This is a genomic window from Sorangium sp. So ce117, assembly GCF_051524395.1.
Classification (GTDB): Bacteria; Myxococcota_A; Polyangia; order Polyangiales; family Polyangiaceae; genus Sorangium; species Sorangium cellulosum_B.
Window position 1 is genome coordinate 9,775,653 of sequence record NZ_CP150309.1, and the last position, 20,793, is coordinate 9,796,445.

Annotated in this window: 16 protein-coding genes and 1 tRNA gene; 8 read left to right on the forward strand and 9 right to left on the reverse strand. The window is 67.7% G+C overall.

The genetic code is table 11. The features are described 5' to 3' along the window. The first annotated feature begins 83 nt into the window (after window positions 1–83). The 5 genes from WMF46_RS36650 to WMF46_RS36670 all read left to right on the forward strand — a co-directional run bounded on the left by WMF46_RS36650 (window position 84) and on the right by WMF46_RS36670 (window position 3,903). Window positions 84–156: transfer RNA gene (locus WMF46_RS36650), tRNA-Ala, on the forward strand. An 87-nt stretch (window positions 157–243) separates the two neighbouring features. Then, window positions 244–1,332, forward strand: coding sequence for a nicotinate-nucleotide--dimethylbenzimidazole phosphoribosyltransferase (cobT, locus tag WMF46_RS36655; RefSeq protein WP_437981460.1), 1,089 nt, complete (start codon window positions 244–246; stop codon window positions 1,330–1,332). Next, on the forward strand, window positions 1,329–2,096 hold the full coding sequence (locus WMF46_RS36660; protein ID WP_437981461.1) for an adenosylcobinamide-GDP ribazoletransferase: 768 nt from the start codon (window positions 1,329–1,331) through the stop codon (window positions 2,094–2,096). The genes cobT and WMF46_RS36660 overlap by 4 nt, the downstream gene beginning before the upstream one ends. 15 nt (window positions 2,097–2,111) lie before the next feature. Further along, on the forward strand, window positions 2,112–2,762 hold the full coding sequence (locus tag WMF46_RS36665; protein ID WP_437981462.1) for a histidine phosphatase family protein: 651 nt from the start codon (window positions 2,112–2,114) through the stop codon (window positions 2,760–2,762). Window positions 2,763–2,784: 22 nt separating this feature from the next. Further along, window positions 2,785–3,903, forward strand: a complete 1,119-nt coding sequence (locus WMF46_RS36670; RefSeq protein ID WP_437981463.1) for an arginase family protein — start codon at window positions 2,785–2,787, stop codon at window positions 3,901–3,903. A gap of 6 nt (window positions 3,904–3,909) precedes the next feature. Here the strand turns inward: WMF46_RS36670 and WMF46_RS36675 are convergent, their stop codons facing one another. Then, on the reverse strand, window positions 3,910–4,782 hold the full coding sequence (locus WMF46_RS36675) for a sulfurtransferase (RefSeq protein ID WP_437981464.1): 873 nt from the start codon (window positions 4,780–4,782) through the stop codon (window positions 3,910–3,912). 491 nt (window positions 4,783–5,273) lie between these two features. Between WMF46_RS36675 and WMF46_RS36680 the strand changes: the two genes are divergently transcribed. After that, the gene (locus tag WMF46_RS36680) at window positions 5,274–5,840 is read left to right on the forward strand and encodes a hypothetical protein (RefSeq protein WP_437981465.1); all 567 of its coding nucleotides are present in this window, start codon (window positions 5,274–5,276) and stop codon (window positions 5,838–5,840) included. Window positions 5,841–6,007: 167 nt separating this feature from the next. Here the strand turns inward: WMF46_RS36680 and WMF46_RS36685 are convergent, their stop codons facing one another. The 4 genes from WMF46_RS36685 to WMF46_RS36700 all read right to left on the reverse strand — a co-directional run bounded on the left by WMF46_RS36685 (window position 6,008) and on the right by WMF46_RS36700 (window position 13,421). Further along, window positions 6,008–7,603, reverse strand: a complete 1,596-nt coding sequence (locus tag WMF46_RS36685) for a DUF1552 domain-containing protein (RefSeq protein ID WP_437981466.1) — start codon at window positions 7,601–7,603, stop codon at window positions 6,008–6,010. Window positions 7,604–7,617: 14 nt separating this feature from the next. After that, complete coding sequence (locus WMF46_RS36690; RefSeq protein WP_437981467.1) at window positions 7,618–9,168, reverse strand: DUF1592 domain-containing protein; 1,551 nt, start codon at window positions 9,166–9,168, stop codon at window positions 7,618–7,620. 389 nt (window positions 9,169–9,557) lie between these two features. Continuing rightward, the gene (locus WMF46_RS36695; RefSeq protein WP_437981468.1) at window positions 9,558–11,192 is read right to left on the reverse strand and encodes a DUF1552 domain-containing protein; all 1,635 of its coding nucleotides are present in this window, start codon (window positions 11,190–11,192) and stop codon (window positions 9,558–9,560) included. Window positions 11,193–11,357: 165 nt separating this feature from the next. Then, window positions 11,358–13,421: a tetratricopeptide repeat protein gene (locus WMF46_RS36700; protein ID WP_437981469.1), complete on the reverse strand. Its 2,064-nt coding sequence runs from the start codon at window positions 13,419–13,421 to the stop codon at window positions 11,358–11,360. Window positions 13,422–14,032: 611 nt separating this feature from the next. Between WMF46_RS36700 and WMF46_RS36705 the strand changes: the two genes are divergently transcribed. Continuing rightward, window positions 14,033–14,599 carry a hypothetical protein gene (locus WMF46_RS36705; RefSeq protein ID WP_437981470.1) on the forward strand — a complete coding sequence of 189 codons (567 nt, stop codon included), beginning with the start codon at window positions 14,033–14,035 and terminating at the stop codon, window positions 14,597–14,599. Between the two features lie 86 nt (window positions 14,600–14,685). Here WMF46_RS36705 and WMF46_RS36710 read toward each other — a convergent pair whose 3' ends face one another. The 4 genes from WMF46_RS36710 to WMF46_RS36725 form a co-directional block, all read right to left on the reverse strand. Continuing rightward, on the reverse strand, window positions 14,686–15,531 hold the full coding sequence (locus tag WMF46_RS36710) for an FxLYD domain-containing protein (RefSeq protein WP_437981471.1): 846 nt from the start codon (window positions 15,529–15,531) through the stop codon (window positions 14,686–14,688). Between the two features lie 124 nt (window positions 15,532–15,655). Then, entirely contained in the window at window positions 15,656–17,290 is a 1,635-nt protein-coding gene (locus WMF46_RS36715) for a DUF1552 domain-containing protein (protein ID WP_437981472.1), read from the reverse strand. A 19-nt stretch (window positions 17,291–17,309) separates the two neighbouring features. Further along, window positions 17,310–18,983, reverse strand: a complete 1,674-nt coding sequence (locus tag WMF46_RS36720) for a DUF1592 domain-containing protein (protein ID WP_437981473.1) — start codon at window positions 18,981–18,983, stop codon at window positions 17,310–17,312. A 99-nt stretch (window positions 18,984–19,082) separates the two neighbouring features. Then, window positions 19,083–19,433 (reverse strand): hypothetical protein, encoded by a 351-nt coding sequence (locus WMF46_RS36725; RefSeq protein WP_437981474.1) that lies wholly within the window; start codon window positions 19,431–19,433, stop codon window positions 19,083–19,085. A gap of 468 nt (window positions 19,434–19,901) precedes the next feature. On the opposite strand from WMF46_RS36725, the gene WMF46_RS36730 reads away from it, so the two are divergent. Next, on the forward strand, window positions 19,902–20,753 hold the full coding sequence (locus tag WMF46_RS36730) for an FxLYD domain-containing protein (protein ID WP_437981475.1): 852 nt from the start codon (window positions 19,902–19,904) through the stop codon (window positions 20,751–20,753). The last annotated feature ends 40 nt before the right edge of the window (window positions 20,754–20,793 follow it).

The following is a 20,793-nucleotide window of genomic DNA, read 5'->3' on the forward strand; positions in this document are numbered from 1 at the left end:
CCCTCGGACACAAAAGCGCGCCGGTCGAAAAAAAGTAGAGACAAGCGGTGCGAGAGGCTGTAGATATCCCGCTCCCAACGACCGGGGCTGTAGCTCAGCTGGGAGAGCGCATGACTGGCAGTCATGAGGTCAGGGGTTCGATCCCCCTCAGCTCCACCGATAGGACCGAAGGACTCCTGTTCCTGTGAAGGAGTCCGCATCGCCGTGCCCGCTCGCCGGCGTGTCGGAGTAGAGAACCCGGACATGGCTCTCTCGCCTCACTGGGTCTTCCCGGAGCTCGACGCGAGCGCGGTGAGCGCGGCGCGGGCGCGGCAAGACACGCTGACCAAGCCGCGCGGCAGCCTCGGCGTGCTCGAGGATCTCGCCGTGGCGCTCGCCGGCATCCAGGGCGGGGCGCCTGCGAGCCGGCCCGCGGCGGCGGTTCTCTTCGCCGCCGATCACCCCGTCGCCCGGCACGGCGTGTCGGCGTACCCGCCAGAGGTCACGGCGGCGATGGTGGCGAACTTCGTGCGCGGCGGCGCCGCCGCCAGCGTCCTCTGCCGGAACCTCGGTGTCGATCTGCGGGTCGTGGACGTCGGGGTCGCCCACCCGTACGAGGGCGTGGACGGCGGCGATGGCGCGCGGCTGCGGCGCGATCCGGTCGCCGACGATCCCATCGGCGACCTGCGGATCGAGGACGCGCTCTCGGAGGCCGTCTACGAGCGCGCGCTCCGCGCGGGCGCCGCGGAGATCGACGCGCTCGGGGGCGACACGCGCGTCGTCCTGCTCGGCGACATGGGCATCGGCAACACAACGGCGGCGGCGGCCATCACGGCGCTGCTCCTCGGGATCGCGCCGGAGGACGTCGTCGGGGCGGGGACCGGCGTCTCCGGCGACGCGCTGTCGCGCAAGATCGAGGTCGTGCGCGACGCGACGCGACGCGCGCAGGAGACCTCGGGCGTCCAGCGCACCGACCCGCACCGCGTCGTGCAGGCGGTCGGCGGGAAGGAGATCGCCGCGCTGGTGGGCGCCATGGCGCGGGCGATCGAGCGGCGCATGGCGGTGCTCGTCGACGGCTTCATCGTCTCGACGGCGGCGCTCGCGCTCGTCCGGATGTGCGCCGAGGCGCGGTCGGGCATGATCTTCGCCCACCGCTCGGCCGAGCGCGGCCACGCCCACGTCCTCGCGGCGCTCGACGCGCGCCCCTTGCTGGACCTCGGGATGCGCCTCGGCGAGGCGAGCGCGGCGCTGGCCGCGCTGCCCCTCCTCGACGCGGCCTGCGCCCTCCACGCCGGCATGGCGACGTTCGCGAGCGCGAGCGTGCCGGATCGCGCGCGGCCCGGGACTCCATGACGACGCCGCCGGTGCTGCGCGGCGCCCGCGCAGCGGCGACCTTCCTCACGCGCGTCCCGGTCGGCGGCTTCCCCTACGCCGAGGCGGACTGGCGCTGGGCCTCTGCCTGGTTCCCGTTCGTGGGCGCCGCGCTCGGCGCCGTCCAGGCCGCGGTGTGGCTGCTCGTCGATCGGAGCGGCGCGCTCGTCGCGGCGAGCGTCACCGTGGCCCTCGGGCTGCTGCTGACCGGGGCGTTCCACGAGGACGGCCTCGCGGACACGGCCGACGCGCTCGGCGGCGCGCTCGATCGCGCGCGGATCTTCGAGATCCTCAAGGACAGCCGCATCGGCGCGTTCGGCGCGGCGGCGCTCGTCGTTGTCCTCGTGCTGCGCGTCGCCCTGCTCGCGCGGCTCGACGCCGCGGCGCCCGTCGCCCTCGTGCTGACGCAGTGCCTCTCGCGCACCCCGCCGATCTGGCTGATGGTCGCGCTGCCCTACGTGACCCAGAGCGGCTCGCGCAGCCGCCCGGTGGCGCAGGCGGCGCTCCCGCAGGCGCTGCTCGGCTCGCTCTGGCCGGCGCTCGCGCTCGCCGCGGCGCACGCCGCCGGGGCCCTCACGGCGGCCGAGGCGGCGGGCATGCTCGTCGCGGCCGCCGCCGCCGCGGCGATCTGCGGCTTCCGCTTCCACGCCCGCGCCGGCGGGCTCACGGGCGACTTCCTGGGCGCGGCGCAGCAGATCGCCGAGTGCGCCGCGCTGCTCGCCCTCGCGCTCGTGCGGGGCGGCTGAGCCGCGGGCGCGCGCGTGGATCCCCTCGCCCACGGCCTCCTCGCCTTCCGCCACGCCCCCGTCGCGCTCTCCGGCGTCTGCTACGGCCGCCTCGACGTCGCCGCGGAGCTCCCCCCCGAGGCTGCAGCGGCCGCGATCGAGCGCGCGCTCCACGAGCTCTGCGTCCGCCCCGGCGTGGTCTTTTCGTCGCCGCTCTCCCGCTGCGCGCTCCCGGCCGCCGAGCTCGCGGCGCGCCTCGGGGTGCCGCGCGCGATCGACGATCGCCTGCTCGAGATCTCCTACGGCGCGTGGGAGGGGCGCGCCTTTGCGGACATCGAGCGCGACGATCCGGCCGCGTACGCCGCGTGGCTCGACGGCTGGGAGCGCGTCGGGCCGCCCGGTGGCGAGTCGGCGCTCGACGTCGAGTCCAGGGTGCGGTCGATCTGGCGCGAGCTCGGCACCCCGCGCGGCGTGAATGGCGTGGACGTCGCGGCCGTCGCGGCCGACGCGGACGTCGCATCCCGCGCGCGCCCGCCGCTCCTTGTCGCGCACGCCGGGGTGCTGCGCGCGCTCCGGGTCGTCGCGTGCGGCGCCAGCTGGCCCGCCGCGATGAGCGCGCCGGTCCCTCACCTCACGGCCGAGCGCTTCCCTCTCCCTCCGTCCGCCCTTTCGCTGGCGGACCTTTGAGGGGCGCGTACCCTCGTCCGGCATGACCCCGCAAGAAGAGCTCGCGCTCCTGCTGCGCCCGGCGGCCGGAGGCCTCTACCTCGTCTCGACCGGCCGCGCGCAGCAGATCGAGGTCCAGCGGCGGCTCTACGGCGCCGCGACCGAGGAGGAGGTCCTCGCGCGGTTCCGCGCGTCGCTCGACCGCATCGCCGGTGCGCGCGCCGTCCTGCTCGGCGTGCCCTCCGACGTCGGCGCGGGGTTCCTCCGCGGCTCCAACATGGGCCCGCAGGCCATCCGGACCGCGCTCCTCGACGCCTTCCCGGACTTCCCCGAGCGGGCGCGCCAGGTCGGGCTCGTCGACATCGGCGACGTGTTCGTCGTGCCGCAGCTCCTGCACGACGACATGCTCTCCGAGGCGCAGAAGGCCGCGTCGCGCCGCGCGCTCTACCCTGGCGTACCCGAGCCCGTGGCGTCGCGGCTGCCGGTCTCGCCGCTCTCCATCGCGGAGCGCGCGCTCGATCTCGTCTTCTCGATCAACCCGGGCGTCGCCCCCATCGTGCTCGGCGGCGATCACTCCACGGCCTTGCCGGTCGCGCGCGCGCTCGCCCGCGCGCGGAAGCGGCCGTGGGGCATCGTCCAGCCGGACGCGCACACCGATCTCCTCGAGGAGCGGCTCGGGATCGCGTACTGCTTCGCCACGTGGTCGTACCACGCGAACGAGCTGGTCGGGCGGGGCGGCCGGCTGACGCAGGTGGGGGTCCGCGCGTCGCAGAAGCCGCGCGAGCACTGGGAGAGCCGCTACGGCGTGCGGCAGTTCTGGGCGGCCGAGTGCCGCGCCGATCCGGCGGCGGCGCTCGACGCCATCGTGGCCCACGTGAAGAGCACCGGCGTCGAGGGCGTGTATTTCTCGAACGACATCGACGGCACGGACGCCGCGTACGCCGACGCCACGGGGACGCCGGAGCCGGACGGCCTGTCGCCCGAGTTCGTCGTGGCCCTCATCCGCCGGCTCGGGCGCGAGGTCGGCCTGATCGGCGGCGACGTCATGGAGGTCGCGCCGGCGCTCCAGCCGACGCCGGAGAGCGCGGCGCGCACGGTCGCGCTCGCCGCGCGCTACCTGCGCGAGACGATCGAGGCCACCGTCGGCCGCGCGCTCGCCTGACGCCGCTCAGGGCTCGGGGCCGCTGGCCGCGGGCAGGGCGGCGTCGCGGGCCCAATCGCTCCAGGACCCTTCGTAGAGGATCGCGTCCTCGCGGCCGAGCGTCGTCAGGGCGAGCAGGTCGTGGCAGGCGGTGACGCCGGAGCCGCAGTAGCAGACCACCGTGGCTGCATCGAGCGCGCCGAGGTCGCGGTAGCGCCGCTCGAGCTCCGCTCGCTCGCGGAAGGCGCCCCCGGGGGCGCTGAGGTTCTCGACGAAGGGGGCGGAGCGGGCGCCGGGGATGTGGCCCGGGCGGGCATCGACGGGCTCGGTCTGCCCCTCGTAGCGCTCGCGGGCGCGCGCATCGAGGATCACCGCCGCGGAATCGCGGCGCAGCCTGTCGACAGCCACCTTGTCGGCGACCGGGGCGCCGCCGGGGGCGAGATCCATGGCGGGCGCTTCTGCGATCGTGGGTGCCGCGGTCGAGAGGCTGTGTCCCGCGGAGGTCCACGCCTGGAGTCCCCCGTCGAGCACGCGCCCGCCTGGATGGCCGAAGTAGCGCAGCAGCCACCAGAGACGGGCGGCGATGGCGCCCCCGGCGTCGTCGTAGCCGACGACCACCGAGCCTGGGACAACCCCGATGCGGGCGAGGACGCGCGCGAACGCCGCCGCATCGGGCAGCGGGTGGCGGCCTGGTCCGCCGTGCGCCGGGCTGGAGAGATCGGCGTCGACGTCGAGGTGGACAGCGCCGGGGATGTGCCCGCGGGCGTACTCGTCGGCGCCGCGGCGACCGCCGAGGTACCAGCGGCAATCGACGACGCGGACGCGGGGATCGCCCGCGTGCGCTGCGAGCCAGGCGACATCGACGAGCGGACCGGGGGGCACGAGGAAGGGATCGCGCATGGGCGAAGGGTACCCACCCTGCTCGCGTCGGGCCACATCGCATCCTCGCCATCCCCGACGTGCTCGGCTGTGCCCGATGGCGCTGCGCGGCCGGACGCGACTCCGGCGCTCGACGGAGCGCCCAAAGCGACGGCATTTGCAAGCACTTTTGACAGTTGAAATAGGGCTTGAGGGCATCAGGCATGAACGTCAATCGGCGCGTGCAGCACGCCTGTATGCGAGGATAGCCGCCACAAACCGCTTGATCTTCAAACGCATTGGCTCGCCTACCCGCCCCGCAGCACCTCCCATCCCGGAAGACACCCCTGGCCTCGCTCAGCGCTTCACCGAGCGGGAGCCGCCGGCGCCACGGGCGACGTGCTCACAAAAGTTCACCAGAGCCATTCATTGATCACGCCTCGTCTTGAAGGTCCGACGGATCGAAGCCTTTCCATTTGTTTCAATCGGAAAGAGGGCTATACTTTGCTCTCTAACCACTTTAATTACGATCCATGAAACTTCGACTCTCAAACTTTGCCGCCGCAGCGATCCTCACCCTCCTGTCAGCTCTTTCAGGCTGCTCCGATGATGGAAGCACCGGCAGCTCGGAAGCCGGCACGACCACTACCTCAAGTGCGTCCGGGTCTGGCGGGCAGGGCTCGGGCGGGGATGGCGCCGGAGGCGCCACGGCCTCGAGCTCGACCTCCGCTGCAACCGGCGGTGGCGGCTCGGCGGTCGACCCGACCTTTGAAACGGTCAGAGCGGTCGTCGCGCAAACCGGCTGCTCCGATGCGAGCTGCCACAACGGCGAGGCGGAACCGAGGCTGCTCGACGACGACACCCTCTACGCGACCCTGACGACGCACATCTCCGAGGCGTGCGGAGACATTCCGCTCGTCACCCCCGGCGCGCCAGAACAGAGCGCCCTCGTCAAGATCCTCAAAGGCCCCTGCGGGGATATCGCCCGCATGCCCAATGGATGCGTCGGCGAGCCCGGCCCAGAATACACGTGCCTGCCCCAGGCATACATCGACGCGATCGAGCAGTGGGTCGCCGACGGCGCGCAGCAGCAGCAGTGAGCGGCCGATGACAACGACGCGGGCTCCGCCCCGGAGCTCCGCGTCGTTGTGTTAATGACACGGGGTCATCTCAGTCTCTGCGACCCGGCGCCAAGCAAAGGCCCCTCCTGAGGGGAGGGGCCTAATCTTCAATTCGCCCAAGCCGGCAGCCCCGGCGCGAGCGACGCTCAGCCGTTCGCGCGAAGCGCCTTGAACTCACCAGCGTCCTTGATGGACACTGGATTGGTCTCGCTGGCGAAGAGCTTCGTGTCGTCGTGCTTGCCGAAGTGAGTCACCTCTGCCGAGCCGCCGATCGCCGGGAAGCCGTCCGCGCCGGCCTTCACCCCGATGGCGTTCAGCAGGTTGCAGAAGTACTTGTTGATCGGCTGCGTGGCGACATCCGGCGGAGTCCCCGTGCCATCGATCTCGCCGAACTCGAGCTTCGTCTGGCCCGGCCCGCAGGCAGCCTCGCTGTTACCGACGGCCAGGTCAGCCTTGCCGCCTTCGACGTTCACGGCCTGACCCGTCTTGAAGTAGCCGCCGCAGCTCCCTGCCTGGAGGATCGGCAGGTTGTTGAGGTTGTGGCTGTTGCCGTCGGAGTCTTCCTGGAACCAGACGGTCGCGGTGTTGTCGAGGAGCTTCCCCTCGCCCTCATCGATGCTGTCGAGCCGACCGACGAGGTAAGCGAACTTCTTCGCGTACCAGTCGTCGATCTGCTGGATCATCTCGATGACACCAGGAACGCAATCACCACCCATGTTGGCGTCGCCAACGCGGTGGGAGATGCCATGGGAGTCCTTCGAGTGATTGATGCCGTCCCACTTGAACGTGAGGGTGCCGGGGAACTTCATGAAGATGACGCGGTTCTGGTCGCAGATGGCCGAAAGCACCGCGAGGTCCATCATGACGTTCGTCGACTTCGACAGGTCGATGCCGAGGCCACCCCCCTGCGAGGCCGCCTGCACGGACTGGGCCGTCAAACCGAGCGCCTCTGCCTGGGCGGCGCTGCACTGGGCCCTGACCGTGTTCGTGGTCTGGTGGAGGAGGTCCTTCCAGTCGGAGAGCCGCTGCTTGTCCGCCTGGCTCATCCTGACCCTCTCGAGGGTCTCCAGGTCCTCCCGCACGACGTCGATCACGCTCTTGCCGCGGACCACCTTGTACGTATCCTGTGACACGGGGCCCTGGCCGAAGAGGCCCGTGAGGTTGTTGTAGATCGTCGTCGGAGACCCGATGCCGGGGAAGATCTGCTTGGGCTTGTCGTACGAGAAATTCGAGAACGAGTCCTGCCGCACCCCGCCGATCTGCATCACGAGCGGAGCGGCGCCGTTGGGGTTGACCTGCTCCGCGGCGATGTGATCGAGCGACCGCCCTGTCGACTTCGCGTTGAACTTGTCGCTCTCGGGCGTCACCGGGTAGCAGGTGAAATACGACCCCATGACCTGACCGTGGGGGTCGTTGTTCTGGCCGTGGGTCCGCCCGAAGCTCCACTCGTTCATCCCCCGGATGCCACGGGGCATCAGGAGCTTCTTTGCGAAGGGCGCGAGGTGCTTGAGCGTCGTCGCCTGGTAATCGGCGGCGGTCAATTCGCCATGGGACTTCTTCGGGAACCACCGGTTCGTCAGGCAGCCATAGTGCGTGAAGAGCACGATCAGCCGCTTCGGAGCGCCGCCGCCGGCCGACTGCGCCTCGGCGTCACGCTCGGCGACAGAGCCCAAGAAAGGTGCAGCGACGACGGCTCCACCCAGGCCTCGGAGGAATACTCTTCGATTAAGGTTCTTCATCATGGTCGTATTCCTTCTCAATCCCCGAGGACGGTGCGCAGGCGGAACGAATCGGCCTGGGTAAGATCCGTGAGCAAATTGATGATGGTATAGCCGTCGCTCGACAGCTTGTCGCTGAGCTCGTTGACGGCGCAGGCGTCGTTCGTGTTCGGCACCCTCCGGCGGGCCCAGGACACCCACTGCTCGGCATAGTGACGCTTGGCGATCGCACCAGCGCCGAGCTCGGCCATCATCTCGAGTGGCGTCGTGATCGTCTTCGTGTTGGTGTCGCTGAAGTAGACGTCGCCCGTCGCGTCGATGTCGCCGCCGAGCGGATCCTTCGTCTGCACCTTGCCGACCGAGTCGAACCTCTCGAGCACGAAGCCCGGCGGGTTGACGAGCTTGCTGTGGCAATCGACGCACCCCGCAGGGGAGGTCAGCGCCTCGATGGCCTCACGCTCCGTGGAGAACGGGCCCGGAGGCCGCGGCGTCTGGTCCGCGCCCGGCGTCGGCTTCAGGGTGAGCCCGAGCAGCCTGTTGGCGACGTACGCGCCCCGGAGGATCGGGCTCGTGGCGCCAAAGGACGAGTAGGAGCTCAGGAACCCGACGCGGGTCAAGAATCCCGGCCGCTCGTTCCGGTCGAGCTCCACCCGCGTCAGCTCCGCGCCATAGTCGGCGGCGTTGAGCCCGTAGATCGGAGCGGTGTCCTTGTTCACGTAAGCTACGTTGCTGAGGAAGATGTCCTTGAACGACCCCCCCTCGAACGCCACCTCCTCGAAGAAGGCGTCGACCTCGGCCAGCATCGGAGCGACGATGTCCGGGGAGTAGTCGGGGAACTTGGTCGTGTCGTGCTCGACCTGTCCCCAGTGCGAACCCTCACGAATGTCCGCATAAGCACGATGGAACAGGGCCACGATCGGCGCCGTCTTGGTGCGGTCCTGAACCATCCGCTCCGCCTGCGCGAGGATCTGCTCCCTGGTGGTGAGCTGCCCTGCGTCTGCGGCGGTGTTCAAGGCGTCATCCGGAATGGATCCCCAGAGCAGGAACGCGAGCCTCGTCGCCACCTCGTGGCTGGAGAGCTTGATGGCGCCGTTCTCCGTGTCGTCCGTCAGCTCGGGGACCGTGATGAACGAGGGCGAAGCGAGCATGGCGAACAGGATGGCCTCGGCGACCTCCGCGGGCGTGCCCTTGGGCTCCAGCGCGTTGAACCGCATGTAGCGCTGCACCTCTTCGTCCGTCACAGGGCGGCGGAAAGCCTTGCGCCCGAAATCGCGGATCGTCGACTCGAGGCACCCGGCCGCCGCCGGATCGCAGGCGATGAACCTGGACTTGTTCGCCCCAGCCATCACCTCGGCGGCGATGCTCTCGGCGGCCACGAGGTAGGAGTTCCAGGCGATGTCCGTCATGCTGCCCTCGAAGTCGGACACGAGGAGCGAGGACGGGTTGCCCGTGGGAGCGTTCGGCACGCTCGTCACACCGAGCAGATCCCTCACCACCGCGTCGTACTCCCGGTTCAAGAGCCGCGGGACCTGGGACGTGGCCCAGATGCCGGGAGTGCAGACATCCGGGTCGCCGGGGTCCGGCTCCACCGGCCCACCCCCCGTACCGGTGCCAGAGGTCTCCCCGCCACCGGAGGAGACCCCAGGTTCACCGGGCGCAATCTCGCCAGTGCAACCAGCGAGAAAAGGTGATGACGTCAAAAATGTTGCCGTACCGATGTACGCTAGTTGCCGCAGCGTTCGCATAATGTGACTATCCCCGCCCTGCGTCGAGCTGATCCCCCTGCGCATGATTCCAACGCTGGCCCAACCGGCGAGCCCCCGACTCGGGGAGCCGGCGCCCGCAAGCGCTGCAAAGGCCGCCCGTGCGGTGGAATCTTCGCGCATGCCTTGACGAGAACGTGTCACGGGCGCGGAGCACCGGGCGCACGCGGCGCATTCATCACCAGAGGGCGCGACAGGCTCGGGAACGAGATCGCTCAGGCGTTCGCTCTGAGCGCGGCGAACTCGCCTGGATCGTGGATGGTGGGAGGATTGGTCCCGCCACCGATGAAGTCTTCCGTCCGGTCGTACCTGCCGAAGTGGGTCACCGGCTCCGAACCGCCCCGTGCCGGGAAACCATCCGTGCCTGCCCTGACGCCGAGCGCGTTCATCAAGTTGCAGAAGTACTTGTTGATCGGCGCGTTGGCGAGCGACGGATCGGTCCCCGTTTCCTGGGAGCCCCCATCGACCTGGTCCGACGTGCCGTCGGCACACGTGATCTCGCTGTTCCCTGTCGTGAGATCGGGCGAGCCGTCCTCGACGTTCACGGCCCAGCCGGTCTTGAAATAGCCGCCGGCGCCGCCGGCCTGGAGGATCGGCAGGTTGTTGAGGTTGCGGGCGCAGCCGTCCGACACGTCCTGGAACCAGACGGCCGCGCAGTTGTCGAGGAGCGTCCCGTCACCCTCGTCGATACCGTTCAACTGCCCGACGAGGTGCGCGAACTTCCTCGCATAGTAGTCGTCGATCGTGAGCAGCATGTCGATCACCCCCGGGACGCAGGTCCCCGTGATGTTCGCATTGTCCAGGCGACCCGAGATGCTGGCGCTCTCGTATTTCAGGCCGAGCCCCCGGAAAAAGAAGGTCCCGGGGTACTTCAGGAAGATGACGGGGTTCGCGTTGCACGCCGCCGCGAGCACGGCGAGGTTCGAACAGAGGTCCGCTCCGTCCAGACCATCCGAGATTCGCCGCGTCAGCACATCGTCGACGCTCGGGGTCGTGCTCGCCAGGTTGACGTTCTCTTGCGTCGCGCCGAGCGCCGTGGCGAGGGACGTGTCGCACTGCGAAGAAGCCACCACGCTTCCTGTCGCGTGGAGGAGCTCCTTCCAGGCTGCGAGTTTCTGCTTGTCGGCGCGGCTCATGTCGAGCCGCTCGAGCCTCTGCAGATCGTCCTTCACGATGTCGAGGATGCTCTTGCCGCGCATCGCCGCGTAGGTGTCCGGAGACGTCGGCTTCCCCGCCTCGAAGACGCCCGTGAGGCTGCTGAAGGCCTGCGACACGTTGAGGCCCTTGAAGGAGGTCTCGGCGGCGGAGTAGGAGATCGCCGAGAAAGCGCCGTCATTCTGACCAGCCGTGTTCAAGAGCAACGGAGTGCCTTGCGGGCTGAGCTGTCGTGCGATGACGTGGTCCAGCGAGGGACCGGTCGGTCGGGCGTTGTACTTCGTCCTTTGGTCGAAGCTGAACGGGTCGTTGCTGTTGGGAGTGACCGGGTGGCAAGTGAAGTACGACCCGTTCACCTGCAAGTGGCGATCGTTGCCCTGCCCCCGCTCCATCCTCACCGTCCACTCGTTCATCGCGCGGATGCCCCGGGGCATGAGGAGCTTGTCGACGTGGGGCGCCAGGTGCTTGAGCGTCGTCGGCTCGAGGTCCGCGGCGGTGAGCGGGCCGTGCGACTTCTTCGGGAACCACCGCGTCGTGATGCAGCCATAGTGCGTGTACATCACGATCAGGCGCTTCGGTGGCGTGACCGGCTGCGCCATCACGGTGCGGTCGGCGAGCGAGCCGAGGAACGGCGCTGCGACGCAAGCCCCGCCGAGCCCGCGGAGGAAGATTCTTCGGTTCACGCGCTTTGCCATGGTCGTATCTTTCCTGCCTCAGTGAAGGCAAACGCCCGGCTGCCCCTCGGAACGCCCTCCGAATGCTCGCGCTTGCCGCGTCTCCATCACCCCTACAATGCCCGCAGGTACGCGAACGTATTTGATTTTCGCTCGGCCGGGCGCGTTCGCCGAGCGGCCTTCGCCTCAGGATCGAGCGCAGAAACGGCGCCAGATGTCGCGGTAGATCGACTCGAGATTGCGGGCGAAGCGCGGGCCGTCCATGAGCGGCGACTGCTTCATGCGATCGCGAAGCGTTCGGCGAAGCTCGTCCAGGTGCTCGAGGTTCTCGGCGAGCGAGCTGGCGACCCGAACGTAGTGTTCCGGCGTCGTCGCGATGAGCTCCGGCAGGCCCAGGTTCATCGCCTGGCAGACGCCGGCGCGGCCGACCACGGTTTCACCTGCGAGGGTCACCACCGGGACGCCCATCCACAGCGCGTCGAGGCTCGTGGTGTGGCCGTTGGAAGGGAACGTATCGAGACAGATGTCGATCTCGCGGTACCGTCGCAGATAGTCGAGCCGCCCGCACCGATCGACGAACTCGATCCGATCGAGCTGGACGCCCCCTTCCTCGAAGATCGAGCGCACCCGGTCCCGCGCCCTTCCCCGAGGCGCCATGAGCGTGAGCCGCGAGCTGGGCACCGCGGCCAGCACCCTCGTCCAGACATGAAGCACCCCTTCATCCACCTTCCTGAAGTGGTTCAGGCAACCGAAGTTGACCCTCCCCTCCGTAAGAGCGGGGAGAGCGCTCACGTCGGGCACGTCGGTGAGCGGGTCGTAGCACCAGAAGGAGTCGGGGAGCCGAAGGGTCTCCTCCGTGTAGACGTCCGTGCTTGCGCCGGGGGGATCGAGGAAGGGATCGGACACGCGATAGTCCATCGATTCGAGGCCCGTCGTCCCGGGGTACGCCAGCCAGCACACCTGAAGGGGAGCGGGCCGGCGGGCAAAGACCAGGACGCGGCGGTCGGTCATATGCATGGTGAGATCGACCAGGATGTCGATCTGATCCCGTCGGATGACCTCGGACAGGGCAGCGTCGTCCAGCGCCGCGACCTCGCGAAAAACATCGGCATAACCGCGAATGCGATCTGTCAGGCTATCCGGCTTGTCCGTGCTCGAGTAGAAGAAGATCTCGAACTGCCGGTGGTCATGGTTCTGGAACAGCGGGATCGTGAAGAGGGACTGGACGTGGGTTCGGAAGTCGGGTGACACGTAACCGATGCGGAGCCGCCGGTCGGACGAGCGATCGGTTGTGTGAGGGGGAGCCTGCGCGGTGAGGGGGCGGGCATGCCGGGCATTCCACGCGCGCGCCTCGGCGAGGATGTCGCTCTCGGTGACGTTCGGCCAGAACGGCATGTTGAAGAGAAGAGCGCTGTGCGCGGCGGGGTCGTCGGGACACAGGGCGACCGCTTCGCGGTACATCGCCTGGGACTCGTCGAGGAGCCCCGACTCGCCGAGCGCGGCGGCGAGGTAATCCCGAGCGACATGGAAATTTCGGTCGATCTCGAGCGCTCGACGCAGATCGTCGATCGCTTCGTCGAAACGGCCGGCGTCCGCGTGAATCGCGCCGAGCGCAGTGTACGCGTTGGCCATCCGCGGATTGAGCTTCAGCGCCACGCGGTACCAGGCCGCGGCGTCGTCCGACCGGCCGCCGAGGCGCAATGTCTCGCCGAGGGCCGCCAGGGCATCGGACGCGCTCAAGCTCGACTCAGGGCTGCGCGTCGCCGCCGGACCGACCCCGGCGGCGGATGCACCCCGCTGGTCTCTCAGGCTCGCGAGGCGCTCGCCAGCCTGCAATAACCCAGGTTCGAGATCGCGGGCGCGCTCGTAGCACGCCGCCGCCGCGTCCAGGTCCCCTTGCTCCTCGAACGTGAGAGCGAGGTTGAACACCGCTTCGGCGAAGTCGGGCTTCCGAGCGACGGCCATGAGCAACACGGCGACCGCCTGGGGTCTCCGGCCGAGGCAGCGATACACGTCGCCGAGATGCGACAGGTAGAGGGCGTTGTTCGGGGCGACGCGGACGGCTCGCTCGAGGAGCGCGGCGGCCTCCGCGAGCCGACCGGATTGGACGGTGATCACGCTGAGAAGAAGCAGCGCGTCGCCATGCCCGGGCGCTTGCTCGAGCGCGCCGCGATAGAGGAGCTCTGCGCGATCGACCTGCCCGGCCCGATGAAACTGCACTGCCAATTCGAAGAGCGAAGCGGCGGTCACGGGGAGTTCCTTGTCGGAAGAGTGCGGGATCTCGCCGAGCAGGATGGCTGCGCCCGGGCGCTGAGCGCAAGCCGGTTTTCAGGTCGACCGGCACGTCCAGCATGGCTGTACGATGGGAGGGCCACTTCTGGAGAACCACTTCGAGGAGCTTGACTTTCGGATCGCGCCCGGAGCTCCTCTCCCCCCGACGTCGATCGTGCCGGACCAACCAAGCAACCGAGCTCGGGCGCAGCGCCTGGCGAGGCGAAGAGCCCTGCTGACATGGTGCGACGAGGAGCAACGACGCGACGCGCCCGCCCCGTCTGCCTGGTGACGGGAGGTTTCGAGAGGCGCTCTTGGGCACGTGAGACCGGCTTGAGCGCACAAGGCACGAGTGTCAATCGACGCGTACAGCATGGCTGTACGCCAGAATGGCCTCCACGAACCGCTTGATTTTCGCGTGGCGTTTGCTCATTCTACCCACACAAGAGGACGTTCTTCGTCTCGCGCAGCTCTTGCCCACGGGCGACGCGGATCGCGCGTCGCCTCTGCAGTCCGAAGCTCGAAGCCCTTTGCTTCGATCCACGGAAACGAGAGCTAAACCTTCTCTCTCACCATCCTCGTCGTGAACCATGAAATTTCGATTCTCAAGCTTCATCGCGGCAGCATTCGTCGCCGTCCTGTCACCGCTTTCAGGCTGCTCCGACGACCCTGACGATACCGGCGCTGGAGGCGCCGGCGGCACGGATGCCGGAAGCACGAGCGCCAGCGTGTCTACCTCGAGCGCGGTCGGGTCCGGCGGCTCGGGCGGGGCTGGCTCGACCAGCGCGAGCACCGGTGGCGACGGCGGCTCGACCGGCAGCGGCAGCGGGGAAGCGCCGACGTTCGAGACGTTGCAGTTCGTCATACAAAACGCTTGTTTCGGGGCGGGTTGCCATAACGACGATATGAACCCCCTGAACTTGATGCTCGACGGAGAGCTTCACATGAGGGTGAGCTCCCACGTAACCGAGCATTGCGGCGATCTCATCAATACCGAAAATCCGGAAGAGAGCGCGCTCATCAAGATCTTGAAGGGGCCGTGCGGCGGAACTCCGCGAATGCCCCTTGAGTGCGTCAACGATGAGGATGCCAAGTGCATCCCCCCCGACTACATCGAAGCGCTCACGCAGTGGATCGCCGACGGCGCGCAGGAGTAGCCGGGCTTCGCGAATAGCCGCCGACGGGTCGCGGCGCCCCACGGGCGCATCGTGTCAGGGGATAGCCTAGCGACCCGTCGGATGGTTCACTTCTTTCCCATCGCGCCTGCCGGATATGCGGCTTGATCAGCGCCGGGCATGTCCACGGTGTTCGTCTCGAAGGCCCAGCTGCCACCCGGCGGAATCTGGACTGTGCCGGTGGCGATCGCGACGCCGAGCGGACGCCCGACGCGATTGACCGAGAAGACCGTGACAGAGGGGTCGCTCACCGCCACGTCGAGTCCGTTGGAGAGCGTGCCCGTGTACACCGTGCCGGCGCCGCCCGTCACGGCCTTCACGTCGCTGACGGTGAGGCCATCGATGGGAACGACGTCGAGAGCAAAGTAGGGGCACCGGTAGACGACGTACCCCACATCTTCGATCGCGATGTCCGAGGGCAGGTCCCTCACCGCGGTCATGGTCACGTCACCTGGACCCACGCACGCAGCGATCGCGTCCGAGCCATCCGTGACTCGATAGAAATGCTGAGTCAACAACCCGTTGATCCCGGATGCCACGGACTGCTGAGCCTTGTTGTAGAGCTCGACGGAGAGGGCCGCGCTGCATGCCGGGGTATCCCCGTCGTTCCTCAAGGCGGCGTAGAGCTCGGTGTTGGTCGGTCCTTTGCGGAGAGTCAGCGCGATCACGTTGAGCACGCCGTTCCCGCCGGGGAGCGCCATGATGGAGAGATCTTCGGGGACGATGATCGCGTCGTCACCAGCGTCCCCGCCCACCCCGGCACCGTCGCTCGCCTCGCTCGAGCAGGCCAGCGGGAGGAGCACAGCAGCAGGGAGGAGGAGACGCTTCGCCAGCATGAACATGAGAAGAGATGCCCAGCCTATCGCTGCCCGCCATCGTTGGACAGCACGGAGTCGCGACGTGAGGCGCACCACGAAGAGCGGCAACCTCGCGATGCCCGCGATCGCCGGCGGCGCACAAACGCAAAGACCCCTTCGGTAGGAAGGGGTCTTTGGACCCGAGCTCGTCGGGGTGTTCAGGACCTGGCTCCGAGAGTGCTCAGGCCTTGAGCTCCGTGAACCCGCCCGGATTCTTGATCGAGGCGCCGGCGACTGCGCCCTTGCCACCGATGAACTCCTCCGTCTTGTCGGAATAGCCGAACTTGGTCACCTCCGCGGAGCCACCCTTCGCAGGGAAGCCGTCCGCGCCCGCCTTCACGCCCATGGCGTTCATGATGTTGCAGAAGTACTTGTTGATCGGCGCGTTGCCGACCTTCGAATCGGTCCCGGTGCCCTGGTTGATACCGTTGACCTGGCCGCTGCCGCTGGCGCACTGCGACTCGCTGTTGCCGTTCGTCGGCGTCGACGAGGGGTCAACGTTGATGATCTGACCGGTCTTGAAGTAACCGCCGCCGCTGCCGGCCTGGATGATCGGAGCGTTGTTGAGGTTGTGCGCGTTGCCGTCCGACATCTCGTTGAACCAGATAGCGACGCTGGTGTCGAGGACCGTCTGCCCATTCCCCTGGGGGATGCTGTCGAGCATTCCGACGAGCTTCGCGAACTTCTGCGCGTAATAGGTGTCCACCTTGACGAGCCACTCGAGCGCGTTGGGCAGGCAGCTGCCGGTCATGCCGGCGTTGTCGAGGCGGTGCGAGAGGGAGTGCGACTCCATCGTGATGCCGAGCCCCTTGAAGTTGTAATTTCCCGGGTACTTCAGGAAAATGACGGGGTTCGCGTTGCAGGCCGCCGCGAGCGCCGCGATGGCCGAGCTGATGTCCGCTCCATCCAGATCGCCGGAGACCTTGGTCGTGAGGACGTCGACGCCCAGGCCGCCCGACGACGCCTTCGAGGCGTTCGCGGAGGTCGCGCCAAGCATCGCGCCGAGCTCCTCGCTGCACTGCGCGGAAGCCACCACGGTCCCTGTCTGGTTGAGGAGCTCCTTCCAGGCTGCGAGCTTGCGCTTGTCGGCCTGGCTCATGTCGAACCGCTCGAGCGTCTGCAGATCATCCTTCACGAGGTCGAGGATGCTCTTGCCGCGGAGCGCCGCATAGGTGTCCGGATTCATCGGCTGCCCCGTCTGGAAGAGGCCCGTGAGGCTGCTGAAGGCCTGCGACGCGTTGAGGCCCCTGAAGATCGTCTCGGCGGCGGAGTAGGAGATCGCCGACTGAGAGTTGTCATTCTGGCCAGCCGTGGCGATGAGCATCGGCGTGCCCTGCGGGCTGAGCTGCTGGGCCATGACGTGATCCAGCGAAGGACCGACAGGCTTCGCGTTGAACTTCGTCGCCTGGTTGAAGCTGAACGGGTCGTTGCTGTTCGGAGTGACCGGCTGGCAGGTGAAGAACGACCCCACGATCTGCGTGTGGGAGTCGTTCCCCTGTCCGCGCTTCATGTTGGAGGTCCACTCGTTCATCGAGCGGATGCCGCGCGGCATGAGGAGCTTCTTCGCGTAGGGAGCGAGGGACGCGAGGCTCGTCGACTGGAGGTCAGCGGCCGTGAGCTCACCCTGGGTCTTCGTGGGGAACCACTTGTTCGTGACGCACCCATAGTGGGTGAACATCACGATGAGCGCTTTCCCACCACCCGAAGCGGACTGGGCCTTTGCGTCGCGCTCCCACACGGAGCTGAGGAACGGGGCAGCCAGGGCGGCTCCGCCCATGCCACGAAGGAAGATTCTGCGGTTCAGTTGCTTGCTCATGGTCAAGATTCCTCAGCTTTCACGGCGTTTCGCGGACGCGCACGCGGAACGAATCCGCTTGAGTGAGATCGGCCAGCAGGTTGAGGATGCTGTAGCCACCCTCGGACAGCTTCATGTCGATCTGATCGACGACGCACTTATCTTTCCCGTTCGGATCCCGCCCAAAGGCATAGGAGACCCACGACTCAGCGTAGAGCTGCTTGGCCTTATGAAGCTGAGCGATCTCCTGCATGAGCGCCAGCGGAGAGGAGATCTCCTTCACGTTACCGTCGCCGAAGTCGATGGTGTTCGTCGTGACGCTCGCGTCGATAGCACCACCAAGAGGATCGGTCGTCTGCAACTTTCCGATACCGTCGAAACCTTCCATCACGAATCCCGGAGGATTGATGACCGAGTGGCAGCCTTTGCAGCTAGCCGGCTCCGTCAGCTTTTCGATCCTTGCGCGTTGCGTTGTGAAGTCGCCGGTAACGGTCTGCATGGTGGCGCCGGGGATGGGCGGACCCGGATTGACACCGAGCAGGTAAACCGAGATGAACGCGCCTCGCAGGATCGGGCTCGTGGCGTCGTAGCCCGCGTAGGAGCTCAAGAACCCGACGCGCGTCAGGAAGCCCGGCCGCGCGTTGGCGTCCAGCTCCACCTTGGTCAGCTCGGTGCCGTAGCTCGCAGGATCGAGCCCATAGATCGCCGCGTTGTCCTTGTTGACGAAGGCGACATTGCTGAGGAGGAGATCGTCGAACGAACCGCCCTCGAACGCGACGTCTTCGAAGAAGGCGTCGAGCTCTGCCTGCCAGCTGGGCTTGGCGGCGTCGGAGTACAACGGATACGTCTCGGTGTCGTGATCCATCTTCCACCAGTGGGCGTTTCCATTGTTCATCTGCGCCCAGTTGCGGTGGAACGCTGTCACGAGCGGCCCGGTCTTCTCGCGCACATCGATCATTCGCTGCGCCTGGGCCAGAATCTGCTCCTTGGTCTGGAGCTCGCCGTTGTCGGCGGCCGCGCTCAGCACCTCATCCGGAGCGGAGCCCCAGAGCAAGTACGAGAGCTTCGTCGCCACCTCGTAGCTGGACAGCTTGATGCCCTGACCCGACGCATCCGCGTCGGTCGCCAGCTCGGGGAGCATGAGGAACGAGGGCGACACGAGGAAGCCGACCAGCGTTGCCTCGGCGACCTCGGCGGGCGTTCCTGCCGGCGTAATCTGGCCCAGCTTCTGGAATCGCGCCACCTCCAGATCGGTCAGTGGGCGACGGAACGCCTTGCGGCCGAAGGTCTTGATGGTCTGCTCCAAGCAGCCGGCCGCCGCAGGGTCGCAGCTGATGAACTTGGACTTGTTCGACCCAGCCATCACCGCCTTGGCGATCTTCTCGGCAACCTCTTGATAGAGCCGCCACGCGTCGGGGGTCATCGGGCCGTCGAAGTCGTCGACGAGCTGCTCGGACGGCAGCTTGCTGTCGACGCTGGTGACGCCAAGGAGATCCCGCACCGTGTTGTCGTACTGCCGGTTCAGCAGCCGAGGGATCTGGCTCGTGATCGGGACGCCGGGGATGCACTTCTCGGGGGGACCGTTGTCGGGTTCGTCCGTGCCCCCCGAACCGGTGCTGCCGCTGCCGCTGCCGCTGCCGGAGGTCTCCCCGCCGCCGGTGATCCCACCCTCGCCGGGCGCTATCTCGCCGGTGCACCCAGCGAGGAAGGTCAATGAGGTGAAAAATGTTGTCGTACCAATGTACGTTAGTTGCCGTAACGTTCGCATGACCTCACTATTCCCGGTCCGCGCCGGAGTGATCATGGGAGCGGATCAAAAGTGATGGATCGGCCCGAGGGTCGCCATCCGCGAGATCACGCGCGTCTTGCCGAACGCTTCCTCTGGAGACGTGATAGTGAAACGCCGGCGTACGAGCGGCGTCCTGATGCTCTCTTCGATCTCGTGAAGCTGCCCGATTGGCGCGCGGACGCCGAGTTCGCTGTGGAACAGCGGCGCGCGGGGGCCACTGCAGGGGCCGCCAAGCGCGTCATTGCGACGCGGCGCGGCGGCGCGGTCAGGGCCATAGAGTGCTCGACGAGAGCTCGCTCGGCCGCGAGAGGCCGGCGTTTCCTGCGCGAGCGCGCGGGCCTCACGAATCCAGTAGGTTCTCAAATGTGCAACCATGGCATTCCAAGCCTCGTGTCATTCGTGGGCAACGCACCGCATCACCCAACGTGAGGGCCATCACGCCAATCGGGTCATGCGCTCAGGGCGGTCATTTCTGGCTCGTAAAGCCGGGTTCGCTCGCGACGTCGTCGACCTGGTTGATTGAGAAGGACGCGGCGTCCCCTTCCTCCGGGGCCTTCGCGAGAGCGGGCGCGGGGCCCCGCTCGACCGAGCGTTGGGTGGATGATGTGCGGGTGTCGACCGGGCGCGCCGAGGCGCCCGTCGAGGAGATTCGCCCGGCGGCCGCTGAGAACGCGGGGGCTACCGCGGATGAAGACTCGGTGTCGTCGTCCTGGAGTCGTGGGCGTGTGGACTTGGACACTCGCTCTCCAAGCGTCAGAAGGTTGACGCTTGCCCGTGAGACGGTGTGACGCTAGCGTGAGCCCCCGGAAGCCAGCTTTCCTGCCCATCGCCCTCTGCACAACGATGCAATCGAAGTCCTTGATCGTCATCGGGGCTGTCGCTCTTGCCCTCCCTCTCGCGTGCTCGGCGAGCCCCCCCGATGATGGGGCGGGCAACGGCGGGAGCGGCCCCGGCGGGGGCGGCGGCGAGGCGGGAGCTGGCTCGAGCGGCTCGGAGACCGGCGGGGGCGGCATGGGCGGGGACCCCGGCGAGGGCCTGCATTTCGTGCCGGAGGGCTTGTCCAGCACCGACACGGACGAGGACGGGGCTGGGCTCAAGCTGGTTGCCTTCACCCTGGTGCAGGGGGCGACGGGCCCAGAGCTCTACGCCGCGGTCAGAAATGACGGGGAGACCCCGTCCTGCGACGCCGGCCTGATGTTTTACTTCATCGACAAGGCCGATCAGCTCGTGACAACCTGGGGCGGTAGCTTGCTCAGCGGCCGGCTCTATCGGCTGGACGACGGCTCTGGCGTGATGATCCCCTGCATCGCCCCGGGCGAGATCGCGATGACCGGCTCAGCGGATCTCCCCGGTGACCTCGTGATCGAGGAGCTCGGGTATCTGAAGCACAGGTTTCCGGCCTTCACCGTGGACGTGGTCCCTGTCGATGCCGTCACCGTCAGCGAGGTGAAGACCGTCGGCGGGGGCGCCGGGAGCGCCTACACGGGCACGCTCGAGAACCGACTCGATGTGGCAGTGAGCGATGCCAAGATAACGGTCTTCCCGGTGAATCGAGTCGGACGGCCGCTCGGCATGGCGACGAGCAGCGCGGCCGCCGACATTCCGCCCGGCGGGTTCTGGACCTTCGAGACGACTACCGTGGACGACGTCGGCGTTGCTCACGTCGCCTATCCGACGGTTTCGGTTCCTCCGTGAAGCGGGGTGCAGGTTCGTGGGATACGGATTTGGCCGGGGC